The organism is Escherichia sp. WS1152, from assembly GCF_046487665.1.
Taxonomy (GTDB): Bacteria; Pseudomonadota; Gammaproteobacteria; order Enterobacterales; family Enterobacteriaceae; genus Escherichia; species Escherichia coli.
Genome location: NZ_JBJQJA010000023.1, coordinates 35,384 through 48,420, shown reverse-complemented (window position 1 = coordinate 48,420; position 13,037 = coordinate 35,384). Strand labels below are relative to the sequence as shown.

8 protein-coding genes and 5 pseudogenes are annotated in these 13,037 nt (G+C 53.9%); 9 read left to right on the top strand and 4 right to left on the bottom strand.

What is annotated here, in order from left to right:
- The first annotated feature begins 25 nt into the window (after window positions 1–25).
- From citF to acnB, 4 genes are read left to right on the top strand one after another with little or no spacing between them, the layout of a single operon-like run.
- Window positions 26–1,558 (top strand): citrate lyase subunit alpha, encoded by a 1,533-nt coding sequence (gene citF / locus ACJHW7_RS22535; protein ID WP_040235191.1) that lies wholly within the window; start codon window positions 26–28, stop codon window positions 1,556–1,558.
- Window positions 1,559–1,561: 3 nt separating this feature from the next.
- The gene (gene citX / locus ACJHW7_RS22530; protein ID WP_000550406.1) at window positions 1,562–2,113 is read left to right on the top strand and encodes a citrate lyase holo-[acyl-carrier protein] synthase; all 552 of its coding nucleotides are present in this window, start codon (window positions 1,562–1,564) and stop codon (window positions 2,111–2,113) included.
- The gene (gene citG, locus ACJHW7_RS22525; RefSeq protein ID WP_001596152.1) at window positions 2,088–2,975 is read left to right on the top strand and encodes a triphosphoribosyl-dephospho-CoA synthase CitG; all 888 of its coding nucleotides are present in this window, start codon (window positions 2,088–2,090) and stop codon (window positions 2,973–2,975) included. The genes citX and citG overlap by 26 nt, the downstream gene beginning before the upstream one ends.
- A 25-nt stretch (window positions 2,976–3,000) precedes the next feature.
- Window positions 3,001–5,598, top strand: a complete 2,598-nt coding sequence (acnB, locus tag ACJHW7_RS22520; RefSeq protein WP_001596151.1) for a bifunctional aconitate hydratase 2/2-methylisocitrate dehydratase — start codon at window positions 3,001–3,003, stop codon at window positions 5,596–5,598.
- Window positions 5,599–5,835: 237 nt separating this feature from the next.
- On the opposite strand, the pseudogene tnpC reads toward acnB, so the two are convergent.
- The 3 genes and pseudogenes from tnpC to ACJHW7_RS22505 all read right to left on the bottom strand — a co-directional run.
- Window positions 5,836–6,422: pseudogene (tnpC, locus tag ACJHW7_RS22515) on the bottom strand (IS66 family transposase); the annotation flags it as partial.
- 18 nt (window positions 6,423–6,440) lie between these two features.
- Window positions 6,441–6,761: pseudogene (locus ACJHW7_RS22510) on the bottom strand (DNA-binding protein); the annotation flags it as partial.
- Between the two features lie 88 nt (window positions 6,762–6,849).
- Window positions 6,850–7,362 (bottom strand): hypothetical protein, encoded by a 513-nt coding sequence (locus ACJHW7_RS22505; protein ID WP_001167450.1) that lies wholly within the window; start codon window positions 7,360–7,362, stop codon window positions 6,850–6,852.
- A gap of 149 nt (window positions 7,363–7,511) precedes the next feature.
- Here ACJHW7_RS22505 and ACJHW7_RS22500 point away from each other — a divergent pair.
- Window positions 7,512–8,679 (top strand): annotated as a pseudogene (locus ACJHW7_RS22500) (UxaA family hydrolase); the annotation flags it as partial.
- Between the two features lie 62 nt (window positions 8,680–8,741).
- Here the strand turns inward: ACJHW7_RS22500 and agaR are convergent.
- Window positions 8,742–9,566 carry an aga operon transcriptional regulator AgaR gene (agaR, locus tag ACJHW7_RS22495; RefSeq protein WP_072647658.1) on the bottom strand — a complete coding sequence of 275 codons (825 nt, stop codon included), beginning with the start codon at window positions 9,564–9,566 and terminating at the stop codon, window positions 8,742–8,744.
- A gap of 248 nt (window positions 9,567–9,814) precedes the next feature.
- On the opposite strand from agaR, the pseudogene ACJHW7_RS22490 reads away from it, so the two are divergent.
- The 4 genes and pseudogenes from ACJHW7_RS22490 to ACJHW7_RS22475 all read left to right on the top strand — a co-directional run.
- Window positions 9,815–9,889, top strand: a pseudogene (locus ACJHW7_RS22490) (aldolase); the annotation flags it as partial.
- A 6-nt stretch (window positions 9,890–9,895) separates the two neighbouring features.
- A pseudogene (locus ACJHW7_RS22485) lies at window positions 9,896–10,153 on the top strand (class II fructose-bisphosphate aldolase); the annotation flags it as partial.
- A gap of 113 nt (window positions 10,154–10,266) precedes the next feature.
- Window positions 10,267–11,838, top strand: a complete 1,572-nt coding sequence (malX, locus tag ACJHW7_RS22480; RefSeq protein WP_001596146.1) for a maltose/glucose-specific PTS transporter subunit IIBC — start codon at window positions 10,267–10,269, stop codon at window positions 11,836–11,838.
- An 11-nt stretch (window positions 11,839–11,849) separates the two neighbouring features.
- Entirely contained in the window at window positions 11,850–13,025 is a 1,176-nt protein-coding gene (locus ACJHW7_RS22475; protein WP_000459229.1) for a MalY/PatB family protein, read from the top strand.
- Window positions 13,026–13,037 lie beyond the last annotated feature (12 nt).

Here is a 13,037-nt window from a genome sequence, read left to right as displayed (position 1 = left end):
ATCCGCGAAGAATAAGGCAATCAAAATGACGCAGAAAATTGAACAATCTCAACGACAAGAACGGGTAGCGGCCTGGAATCGTCGCGCTGAATGCGATCTTGCCGCTTTCCAGAACTCGCCAAAGCAAACCTACCAGGCTGAAAAAGCGCGCGATCGCAAACTGTGCGCCAACCTGGAAGAAGCGATTCGTCGCTCTGGTTTACAGGACGGCATGACGGCTTCCTTCCATCACGCTTTCCGTGGCGGTGACCTGATCGTCAATATGGTGATGGACGTCATCGCGAAGATGGGCTTTAAAAACCTGACTCTGGCCTCCAGCTCCCTGAGTGATTGCCATGCGCCGCTGGTAGAACACATTCGCCAGGGCGTGGTTACCCGCATTTATACCTCTGGCCTGCGCGGTCCACTGGCGGAAGAAATCTCCCGTGGTCTGCTGGCGGAACCGGTGCAAATCCACTCTCACGGCGGACGTGTGCATCTGGTACAGAGCGGCGAACTGAATATCGATGTGGCTTTCCTCGGCGTCCCGTCCTGTGATGAATTCGGTAATGCCAACGGCTACTCCGGTAAAGCCTGCTGCGGCTCCCTCGGCTATGCAATGGTTGATGCCGACAACGCAAAACAGGTCGTGATGCTTACCGAAGAACTGCTGCCTTATCCGCATAATCCGGCAAGCATTGAGCAAGATCAGGTTGATCTGATCGTCAAAGTTGATCGCGTTGGCGATGCTGCAAAAATCGGCGCTGGTGCTACCCGTATGACCACTAACCCGCGCGAACTGCTTATTGCCCGTAGCGCTGCGGATGTGATTGTTAACTCTGGCTACTTCAAAGAAGGTTTCTCTATGCAGACCGGCACCGGCGGCGCTTCGCTGGCGGTAACCCGTTTCCTGGAAGACAAAATGCGTAGCCGCGATATTCGCGCCGACTTCGCCCTCGGCGGTATTACCGCAACGATGGTTGATCTGCACGAAAAAGGTCTGATCCGCAAACTGCTGGATGTGCAGAGCTTTGACAGCCATGCTGCGCAATCGCTGGCCCGTAACCCCAATCACATCGAAATCAGCGCCAACCAGTACGCTAACTGGGGGTCGAAAGGCGCATCGGTTGATCGTCTCGACGTGGTGGTACTGAGTGCGCTGGAAATTGACACCCAGTTCAACGTTAACGTGCTGACCGGCTCTGACGGCGTACTGCGTGGTGCTTCCGGTGGTCACTGCGATACCGCAATTGCCTCTGCGCTTTCCATCATCGTCGCGCCGCTGGTACGCGGTCGTATTCCGACGCTGGTGGATAACGTGCTGACCTGCATCACCCCGGGCTCCAGTGTCGATATTCTGGTCACAGACCACGGCATCGCTGTTAACCCGGCACGTCCGGAGCTGGCAGAACGTCTGCAGGAAGCGGGGATCAAAGTGGTTTCTATTGAGTGGCTGCGTGAACGTGCGCGTCTGCTGACCGGTGAACCACAGCCGATTGAATTCACCGACCGCGTCGTTGCCGTTGTGCGTTACCGCGATGGCTCGGTGATCGATGTTGTGCATCAGGTGAAGGAATAAGTCATGCACCTGCTTCCTGAACTCGCCAGCCACCATGCGGTGTCAATTCCCGAGCTGCTCGTCAGCCGGGATGAAAGGCAAGCACGGCAACACGCCTGGCTCAAGCGCCATCCTGTTCCACTGGTCTCCTTTACCGTGGTTGCGCCTGGGCCGATTAAAGACAGCGAGGTCACACGCCGAATTTTTAATCATGGCGTGACAGCCTTGCGTGCCTTAGCCGCAAAACAGGGCTGGCAAATTCAGGAGCAGGCTGCACTGGTTTCCGCCAGCGGGCCGGAGGGCATGTTGAGCATTGCCGCCCCGGCTCGCGACCTCAAGCTCGCCACCATTGAGCTTGAACATAATCATCCTCTCGGGCGGTTATGGGATATCGATGTCCTGACGCCCGAAGGCGACATTCTCTCCCGCCGCGATTATTCACTGCCGCCTCGCCGCTGCCTGTTGTGCGAGCAAAGCGCAGCTGTTTGCGCGCGTGGAAAAACCCATCAACTGACCGATTTACTCAACCGCATGGAGGCGCTGCTGAACGATGTCGATGCCTGCAACGTCAACTAAAACCACAAAGCTTGCGACGTCATTAATCGATGAGTACGCCCTGCTGGGCTGGCGCGCCATGCTGACTGAAGTCAATCTGTCACCGAAACCAGGCCTCGTGGATCGGATTAACTGCGGTGCGCATAAAGATATGGCGCTGGAAGATTTTCACCGCAGCGCGCTGGCGATTCAGGGCTGGTTACCCCGTTTCATTGAATTTGGTGCCTGTAGTGCAGAAATGGCACCGGAAGCGGTACTCCACGGATTACGCCCAATTGGTATGGCTTGCGAAGGTGATATGTTCCGCGCCACTGCGGGCGTAAACACGCATAAAGGCAGCATTTTTTCTTTAGGGCTGCTATGTGCGGCAATTGGCCGTTTGCTTCAGCTCAACCAGCCGGTAACGCCAACAACCGTATGTTCTACGGCGGCAAGTTTCTGCCGTGGCCTGACCGATCGTGAACTGCGTACCAATAATTCACAACTGACGGCAGGTCAACGGTTGTACCAGCAGCTAGGCCTTACCGGCGCACGCGGTGAAGCCGAAGCGGGTTATCCACTGGTGATCAACCACGCCTTGCCGCATTACCTCACTCTGCTGGATCAGGGATTAGATCCTGAACTGGCATTGCTCGATACCTTGCTCCTACTGATGGCTACCAACGGCGATACCAACGTTGCATCGCGCGGTGGCGAGGGGGGCCTGCGCTGGCTACAGCGCGAGGCGCAAACATTATTGCAAAAAGGGGGCATCCGAACCCTCGCCGATCTCGATTATCTCCGGCAGTTCGACAGGGAGTGTATCGAACGAAATCTCAGTCCAGGCGGCAGTGCCGATTTGCTAATTGTCACCTGGTTTTTAGCGTCCCTAACCGGGCGCTGAATCATTAATATATCCGGAGTTAACTATGTTAAAAGAATACCGTAAGCATGTAGCTGAGCGTGCCGCTGAGGGGATTGCGCCCAAACCCCTGGATGCAAACCAAATGGCCGCGCTTGTAGAGCTGCTGAAAAACCCGCCCGCGGGCGAAGAAGAATTCCTGTTAGATCTGTTAACCAACCGTGTTCCCCCTGGCGTTGATGAAGCCGCCTATGTCAAAGCAGGCTTCCTGGCTGCTGTCGCCAAAGGTGAAGCCAAATCCCCACTGCTGACACCGGAAAAGGCCATCGAACTGCTGGGCACCATGCAGGGTGGTTACAACATTCATCCGCTGATCGACGCGCTGGATGATGCCAAACTGGCACCGATCGCTGCCAAAGCACTTTCTCACACGCTGCTGATGTTCGATAACTTCTATGACGTAGAAGAGAAAGCCAAAGCAGGCAACGAATATGCGAAGCAGGTAATGCAGTCCTGGGCGGATGCCGAATGGTTCCTGAATCGCCCGGCGCTGGCTGAAAAACTGACCGTTACCGTCTTCAAAGTCACTGGCGAAACCAACACCGATGACCTCTCTCCGGCACCGGATGCGTGGTCACGCCCGGATATCCCACTGCACGCGCTGGCGATGCTGAAAAACGCCCGTGAAGGCATCGAGCCAGATCAGCCTGGTGTTGTTGGCCCGATCAAACAGATTGAAGCTCTGCAACAGAAAGGTTTCCCGCTGGCGTACGTCGGTGACGTTGTGGGTACGGGGTCATCGCGTAAATCCGCCACGAACTCCGTTCTGTGGTTTATGGGCGATGATATTCCACATGTGCCGAACAAACGCGGCGGTGGTTTGTGCCTCGGCGGTAAAATTGCACCCATCTTCTTTAACACGATGGAAGATGCGGGTGCACTGCCAATCGAAGTCGACGTCTCTAACCTGAACATGGGCGACGTAATTGACGTTTACCCGTACAAAGGTGAAGTGCGTAACCACGAAACCGGCGAACTGCTGGCAACCTTCGAACTGAAAACCGACGTGCTGATTGATGAAGTGCGTGCTGGCGGCCGTATTCCGCTGATTATCGGGCGTGGCCTGACCACCAAAGCGCGTGAAGCACTTGGCCTGCCGCACAGTGATGTGTTCCGTCAGGCGAAAGATGTCGCTGAGAGCGATCGCGGCTTCTCGCTGGCGCAGAAAATGGTAGGTCGTGCCTGCGGTGTGAAAGGCATTCGTCCGGGCGCGTACTGCGAACCGAAAATGACTTCTGTAGGTTCACAGGACACCACCGGCCCGATGACCCGTGATGAACTGAAAGACCTGGCGTGCCTGGGCTTCTCGGCTGACCTGGTGATGCAGTCTTTCTGCCACACCGCGGCGTATCCGAAACCAGTTGACGTGAATACGCACCACACGCTGCCGGACTTCATTATGAACCGTGGCGGTGTGTCGCTGCGTCCGGGTGACGGCGTAATCCACTCCTGGCTGAACCGTATGCTGCTGCCGGATACCGTCGGTACCGGTGGTGATTCCCATACCCGTTTCCCGATCGGCATTTCTTTCCCGGCAGGCTCCGGTCTGGTGGCATTTGCTGCTGCAACTGGCGTCATGCCGCTGGATATGCCGGAATCCGTTCTGGTGCGCTTCAAAGGCAAAATGCAGCCGGGCATCACCCTGCGCGATTTGGTACACGCTATTCCGCTGTATGCGATCAAACAAGGTCTGCTGACCGTTGAGAAGAAAGGCAAGAAAAACATCTTCTCTGGCCGCATCCTGGAAATTGAAGGTCTGCCGGATCTGAAAGTTGAGCAGGCCTTTGAGCTGACCGATGCGTCCGCCGAGCGTTCTGCTGCCGGTTGTACCATCAAGCTGAACAAAGAACCGATCATCGAATACCTGAACTCCAACATCGTCCTGCTGAAGTGGATGATCGCGGAAGGTTACGGCGATCATCGTACCCTGGAACGCCGTATTCAGGGCATGGAAAAATGGCTGGCGAATCCTGAGCTGCTGGAAGCCGATGCAGATGCGGAATACGCGGCAGTGATCGACATCGATCTGGCGGATATCAAAGAGCCAATCCTCTGTGCTCCGAACGACCCGGATGACGCGCGTCCGCTGTCTGCGGTACAGGGCGAGAAGATCGACGAAGTGTTTATCGGTTCCTGCATGACCAACATCGGTCACTTCCGTGCTGCGGGTAAACTGCTGGATGCGCATAAAGGCCAGCTGCCGACCCGCCTGTGGGTGGCACCGCCAACCCGTATGGACGCCGCGCAGTTGACCGAAGAAGGCTACTACAGCGTCTTCGGTAAGAGTGGTGCGCGTATCGAGATCCCTGGCTGTTCCCTGTGTATGGGTAACCAGGCGCGTGTAGCAGACGGTGCGACGGTGGTTTCCACCTCTACCCGTAACTTTCCGAACCGTTTGGGTACTGGCGCGAATGTCTTCCTGGCTTCTGCGGAACTGGCCGCTGTTGCGGCGCTGATTGGCAAACTGCCGACGCCGGAAGAGTACCAGACCTACGTGGCGCAGGTAGATAAAACCGCCGTTGATACTTACCGTTATCTGAACTTCAACCAGCTTTCTCAGTATACCGAGAAAGCGGATAGGGTGATTTTTCCTAGTGTGGTTTAAGAAGTCAGTGTGCTGCGTATAAAAAGCTAATACCAGGCTGCCTGTCATATCGATTTCATGCAGGATAAGTAGAACTCCGTCTAATCTAGACGGAGTTCTATTGTATTGATGGCTTTGGTAGAAGCGTAAGTGTACAGCGAGAGCTGTATTGACAGGAATGCGTTATTCAGTTGGCAGTGTATTGCGCAGGGGGAGCCGTTCGCTGACGTAAGCGGCTCGTCAGAACCGTATTGATATTTACTGAGCGGTCAGTTCAACTTTCCAGGGCAACAGATCACGTACCCGGTTTGCCGGCCAGTCCTGGATATGTTCAATGACGTAACGCAGCCATTTTCTGGCTCCTCATTGTTCAGACGGCATGTGCCGATCAGCGAGTACAACACCGCCGCATGTTCGCCACCGTTGTCGGAACCCACGAAGAGCCAGTTTTTCCGGCCTACGGCCACTCCCCGTAAGGCGTTCTCTGCGATGTTGTTGTCGATTTCCACCCAGCCATTGCTGCAGTACACATTCAGGCCATCCCACTGTTTCAGCAGGTATGCGAACGCTTTTGCCGTATCCGAGTGACGCGACAGTGTTTTCATCTGAGTCTGTATCCAGTCATACAGTGACTGCATCAGTGGCGCAGCTCTGGCTTTTCTTGCTGCCAGACGCTGTTCTGCTGAACATCCCCGGACTTCTGCCTCGGTGGCATACAGTTCACCGATACGCTGCAGGGCTTCCGTGGTGATGTCGGTTGGCACTCTTACATGCACATCGTGGATTCTTCTCCGGGAATGAGCCATACACGCGGCTTCCGTTACTCTGCCGGATTCGTATAACGCCTAAGCATCGGCCTGAAGCACACCACAAAGACTGGCCTTCAGGCTGTACACGCAGCCAAAGCGTTTATCGTTGAACACCACATTTTTCTGGCTGATGTCCCATTCTTCACGCAGCATAGCAATCAGTTGTGGTGTGCAGGTAAGCAGCAAGCGAAAAGGCAGTTCAAAACTGGTGACGTAATCCACATTCAGCAGGGCAATACGCAGCAGTTCTTCTGGCCCTGCCTCTGTCTGCCGACACTCCTCCAGAACATCCTGCTACTGCCGACGAAGATATGGAGATTCATTCAATTCTGTAAAACCGTATTTATCCGCCAGATAGTCAATTCGTGTACGCATACTGAAAAGAATTCCGTATAAAAATTCAGCAGACAAAACTTTATCAGCCCATAAGAATCAACGGAAGAGCCAGTAACGTACCAGATTATCACCTGGCTATTGTTGCCATAACGGGTAACATAAGGGACTGAACAGTTGTCTTTAGCACAACGAACTGATCTAATGTACCTGAACGGTCAACCTGAAAACAGCTTTCCAACCGACATTGTCCGCCAGCGTTTATCCCCGACCAGGTCTGTTGCAGTAAATCCACCACTTGCGAACATTCTTCATCAACTGTGGCACTGACCCGCAGATGGCAAATGCTCGCCTGGCTGAGCAGCAACAGGCATCGTATTGTTGCTTCTCCATGTTGTTCCAGCAACCAGCGTAATACCACCGGCGGTGCTGGACTGGCAGTGTGATTACGCTCAGTAATATGTTCTTGCACCTGTCGGTAAAAGGCAGTACAGAATGCATGAATCTGTTGCCCGTTGATGTTTCCTTCTGCCGAATAGAGCGTGAAGTGGACTGCCAGCAGACGCGGCCAGTGGTCCACCGCCTGCTGAACAAAACGCCAGATATCTCCCGGCTCTGAAAGTAACGCTTCGGTTATTTGCACGGAATACTACTCCTTCAGACTCTGTTAAGTTTTGTTTGTTAAACCGGTGCAGACCTGCAGGAAAGCACGCCAGCACCGGCACTGTACGATATAAACATCCGGTACCGGGGATACGAATGGAATGACGAATACGCCAGAAAAGGGATAACAACCTTCCTCATAATGGTGAAATCATTCGCTATCGGTTACACGGTACGCGATGTCGCCAAAGGCAGCTGGATCGACGAATCCACGGTCACGCTACCGAAAGCGCCGCCGCTTAACACCCTGCCTCGGGCGACCAAAGTGCCGGAGCCACTGCCGCCGCAGGAAGATTACACCTTTGAAGGTTACCGCAACGCCGACGGCAGCGTGGGCACCAAAAACCTGTTGGGTATTACCACCAGCGTGCACTACATGGCAGACGTTGAGGACTACGTGGTTAAAATTATCGAACGCGACCTGCTGCCGAAATACCCGAGCATCGACGGCGTGGTCGACTTGAACCACCTCTACGGCTGTGGCGTAGCGATTAATGTACCGGCCGCCGTGGTGCCAATTCGCACCATCCATAATATTGCGCTGAACCCAAACTTCGGTGGCGAAGTGATGGTGGTGGGCATGCAGTGCGGTGGCAGCGACGCGTTCTCCGGCGTTACCACTAACCCCGCTGTCGGCTACGACTCTGACCTGCTGGTGCGCTGCGGCGCAACGGTGATGTTCTCCGAAGTCACTGAAGTACGCGACGCCATTCATCTGTTAACGCCACGCGCCATCAATGAAGAAGTGGGCAGGCGTCTGCTCGAAGAGATGGCCTGATACGATAACTATCCCGATATGGGCAAAACCGACCGCAGCGCCAACCCTTCGCCGGGCAACAAAAAGGGCGGCCTCGCCAACGTGGTAAAGAAAGCACTCGGCTCCATTGCTAAATCGGGTAAAACCGCAATTGTTGAAGTGCTGTCGCCCGGTCAACACCCGACTAAACGCGGATTAATTTACGCCGCGACGCCAGCCAGCGATTTTGTCTGTGGCACGCAACAGGTGGCTTCGGGTATCACCGTGCAAGTGTTTACGACCGGCCGTGGTACGACGTACGGCCTGATGGCGGTACCCGTCATTAAAATGGCGACCCGCACCGGGCTGGCGAACCACTGGTTTGATTTAATGGATATTAACGCAGGCACTATCGCTACCGGCGAAGAGACCATTGAAGAGGTGGGCTGGAAGTTGTTCCACTTTATTCTCGACGTCGCCAGCGGGAAGAAGAAAACTTTCTCGGATCAATGGGGATTGCATAACCAGCTGGCAGTGTTTAACCCGGCACCGGTGGCCTGATATTCTCTTCATACATTAAGTTGTATTATGCCCGATAACGCTTGTTTATCGGGCATAGTGAATCACAGCGAAGACGCGAGCTCCCCGACCAGAATCACTTCAACCCCAGCCTTTCGCAAGCCTTCCAGACTATCCGCAGGAATGCCTTCATCAACAATGATCATGTCGATACGTTTAGTATCAATGATCTTATGTAAACTGGAACGATTGAACTTACTGGAATCGGTGACCACGATGATCCGTTCCGCAACTTCGCACATCCGGCGGTTTAAACGGGCTTCATCTTCATTATGCGTGCTGACGCCGCGCTCCAGATCGATCGCATCTACACCAAGAAACAGCATATCGAAGTGGTAATTTTGCAGCGATTGCTCAGCCTGATCGCCGTAAAAAGATTGCGACTGACGGCGCAAATGCCCGCCGGTCATCAGCAGCTCAACGCCTTCCGCTTCCAGCAACGCATTAGCCACGTTCATACCGTTGGTCATCGCAATTACGTCAGTGTGCTTGCGCATCAGACGAGCAATCTCAAAAGTGGTGGTCCCGGAATCGAGGAGCACCCGATGACCTGGCTGAATCAACTCAACGGCAGCTTTCGCAACGCTGCGTTTCATCGCGGTGTTCAGTGCGCTTTTGTCTTCCACTGATGGCTCGACTGACGGCGTCGTGCTATCGCAGATCAACGCGCCACCATAGGCACGCACAGCGATCCTCTGCTTTTCCAGAAACGCCAGATCGTTGCGGATCGTCACAGTAGATACGCCATACAATGCCGACAGATCGTTAACCTGCACACTCCCTTGCTGTCGCAGACGCTGAATGATCTGTTCTCGTCGCTCGCTGGTGCCTGTCACTCGCTTCTCACCTGAAGCGTCGGTATTACTCATAGTAAGTCCTTTCGTAAAACTTTCGTTTCATTTCGTTTTGCCTATTAACGCCTTTCTATTAAGCAAATGCAAGCCCACCTTGCCCATTGGCGCAAGCTACTCTCGTTTCACTGACTTTCATTATGTTTCTTTTGTGAATCGGATCAGAAAACCATTATCTTTCGTTTTATTTTTATCTCACCATGACGCAGTATGAACTGAAACAAAACGAAAGATTAATATCGCAGCAATCTGAACTGGAGAGGAAAGTGAAACATCTGACAGAAATGGTGAGGCAGTACAAAGCGGGCAAAACAAATGGAATTTATGCCGTTTGTTTTGCCCGCTTTGTGCTGCATGGGGCGAGCGATGTGCCGGATGAGTATGTTCGTCGCACCATTGGGCCAGGCGTCTGCAAAGTCAACGTTGCAACCGAGTTGAAGATCGCCTTCTCTGACGCCATCAAAGCTTGGTTTGCTGAAAATCAGCAGAGCAACGATCCGTGCTTTTACATGCGGGTTGGCATGGACGCCATGAAAGAGGTGGTCAGAAGCAAAATCGCCGTCTGCGGCTCGGCAAATCGATTACGGCTACCGGCGGAGGCCTGATCCAACAGCGTATTACCTCAATATTTCAAAATAATTATAAGTCTCACAAATATGAAGGCGCGTCCTTAAACCGGGTAGCGCCTTCCATTATCCTAAAATTCGAGGAGCCCTATATGACACAAAAAAAATCTTTTAAATCAAAATTATGGGAGTTTTTACAAAGTCTGGGAAAAACCTTTATGTTCCCGGTTTCGCTTCTTGCCTTTATGGGATTGCTGCTGGGTATCGGTAGTTCAGTCACCAGCCCTTCCACCATTACTAGTTTTCCCTTTCTGGGCGGCGAATTTACCCAGTTGACCTTTGGCTTTATCGCTATGGTCGGTGGCTTTGCTTTTACCTATCTGCCGCTGATGTTTGCCATGGCGATCCCCATGGGGCTTGCCAAGCGCAACAAAGCGGTCGCTGCCTTTGCCGGGTTCGTTGGCTACATGCTGATGAACATGAGCATTAATTATTACCTGACGGCTACCCACCAGCTTGCCGACCCCGCCACCATGAAACAGGTAGGACAATCGATCGTGCTGGGCATTCAAACCCTGGAGATGGGGGTATTAGGTGGCATTGTGGTTGGGGTTATCACCTATTTTCTGCATGACCGTTTTCAGGACACGGTTCTGCATGACGCCTTCGCCTTCTTTAGCGGCATTCGTTTCGTGCCGATTATTACCGCGCTCACCCTGTCGCTGGTGGGTCTGTTCATTCCCATGCTGTGGGAATACGTCGCGCTGGGCATCGCGGGTATTGGGCATATCATCCAGAGCACCAGCGTTTTCGGCCCCTTCCTCTACGGCGTAGGCGTGCTGCTGCTTAAACCTTTTGGTCTGCACCACATCCTGCTGGCGATGGTGCGTTTTACCCCAGCAGGCGGCATTGAAATGGTAAATGGCCATGAGGTCGCCGGGGCGCTGAATATCTTCTACGCCGAGCTCAAAGCCGGCCTGCCGTTTAGCCCGCACGTTACCGCGTTTCTGTCACAAGGGTTTATGCCGACCTTTATCTTCGGTTTACCCGCCGTGGCTTACGCCATCTACCGCACCGCGCGTCCGGAAAATCGGCCGGTCATTAAGGGGTTGCTGCTTTCCGGCGTGCTGGTTTCCGTCGTCACCGGTATTTCAGAGCCGATTGAGTTCCTGTTCCTGTTTATCGCCCCCGCGCTTTACGCCTTCCATATCGTCATGTCTGGCCTGGCGCTGATGGTAATGGCCCTGCTGGGAGTGACCATCGGCAATACCGACGGCGGCATTCTGGATCTGCTGATTTTCGGCGTGATGCAGGGAATGTCGACCAAATGGTATCTGCTGTTCCCGGTTGGTATTGCCTGGTTTGCCATCTACTTCTTTGTCTTCCGCTGGTACATCCTCAAACACAACATCAAAACGCCGGGCCGCGAGGTGGATGTTCAGGGGGCACAGCAAGCCGTCGAGGCGAACACCCGCGCGCGCGGAAAATCAAAATACGATCACGAGCTTATCCTGCGTGCGCTCGGAGGTAAAGAGAACATTGAGTCGCTTGATAACTGTATTACCCGCTTGCGTCTGGTGGTGAAAGATATGGGCCTTATCGATCAGCAGGCGCTGAAAGCGGCAGGCGCGTTGTCAGTGGTGGTGCTTGATGCGCATAGCGTGCAGGTGATCATCGGACCGCAGGTACAGAGCGTCAAAACCGGCATTGAAGCCTTAATTTAACAGGAGGAGTGATGTTTGATTTCGACAAAATCATTGAGCGTCAAAGTGATAAGTGCCGTAAATGGGACCATACCTTTGTTTGCTCGCGTTTCGGTGACGTCCCGGAGTCCTTTATCCCCCTGTGGATAGCCGATATGGATTTCACCTCACCACCTGCGGTGATTGACGGTTTCCGGCGCATCGTGGAGCACGGCACCTTTGGTTATACCTGGTGCTTTGACGAATTCTACGACGCGGTCATTGCCTTCCAGCGCAAACGTCATCAGGTTGAGGTGGAAAAGTCGTGGATCACGTTGACCTACGGCACCGTATCCACGCTGCACTACACGGTTCAGGCATTCTGCAAACCGGGTGACAGCGTGATGATGAACACGCCGGTCTACGATCCTTTTGCGATGGCGGCACAGCGCCAGGGCGTGCAGGTACTGGCTAACCCGCTGCGCGTGGAGGAAAACCGCTATCAGCTTGATTTTAATCTGATAGAAGAACAGCTCAAAACCCACCGTCCAACGCTGTGGTTCTTCTGCTCGCCACATAACCCGTCCGGCAGGATCTGGCGCGAGGAAGAAATACGCCAGGTGTCCGATCTCTGTCAACGCTACGGCACGATTCTGGTGGTCGATGAGGTTCACGCTGAACACATTCTGGATGGCAAATTCGTCAGTTGTCTCACCTCTGGCTGTGCCGCCCAGGACAACCTGATCGTGCTCACATCGCCCAACAAAGCGTTCAATTTGGGCGGGCTGAAAACCTCCTACTCCATGATTCCAGACGACTCGCTGCGCCAGCGCTTCCGCCAGCAGCTCGAGAAGAACTCCATTACCTCGCCCAATTTGTTCGGGGTATGGGGAATCATTCTGGCCTATCAACACGGTCTGCCCTGGCTCGACGCGCTGAACGGTTATCTGCAAGGCAACGCCCGGTATCTGGCGGATGCCCTCCAGACCCACTTCCCGGCGTGGAAGATGATGAACCCGGAATCGTCGTATCTGGCGTGGATAGACGTAAGCGCGGATGAGCGTAGCGCAACGCAGCTAACCCAACATTTCGCACGGCAGGCAGGCGTGGTCATAGAAGACGGCAGCCACTATGTACAAAACGGTGAAAACTACCTGCGGATTAATTTTGGCACCCAGCGCTACTGGCTGGAGCAGTCCATTAACCGAATGCTGAAAAATGACAAATAAGGATCTTACCCC

Bases quoted from the DNA above. Each gene is read 5' to 3' on its own strand.
- citF (WP_040235191.1), top strand. From the start codon at position 26: ATGACGCAGAAAATTGAACAATCTCAACGACAAGAACGGGTAGCGGCC.
- citX (WP_000550406.1), top strand. From the start codon at position 1,562: ATGCACCTGCTTCCTGAACTCGCCAGCCACCATGCGGTGTCAATTCCC.
- citG (WP_001596152.1), top strand. From the start codon at position 2,088: ATGTCGATGCCTGCAACGTCAACTAAAACCACAAAGCTTGCGACGTCA.
- acnB (WP_001596151.1), top strand. From the start codon at position 3,001: ATGTTAAAAGAATACCGTAAGCATGTAGCTGAGCGTGCCGCTGAGGGG.
- agaR (WP_072647658.1), bottom strand. From the start codon at position 9,566: ATGAGTAATACCGACGCTTCAGGTGAGAAGCGAGTGACAGGCACCAGC.
- malX (WP_001596146.1), top strand. From the start codon at position 10,267: ATGACACAAAAAAAATCTTTTAAATCAAAATTATGGGAGTTTTTACAA.
- ACJHW7_RS22475 (WP_000459229.1), top strand. From the start codon at position 11,850: ATGTTTGATTTCGACAAAATCATTGAGCGTCAAAGTGATAAGTGCCGT.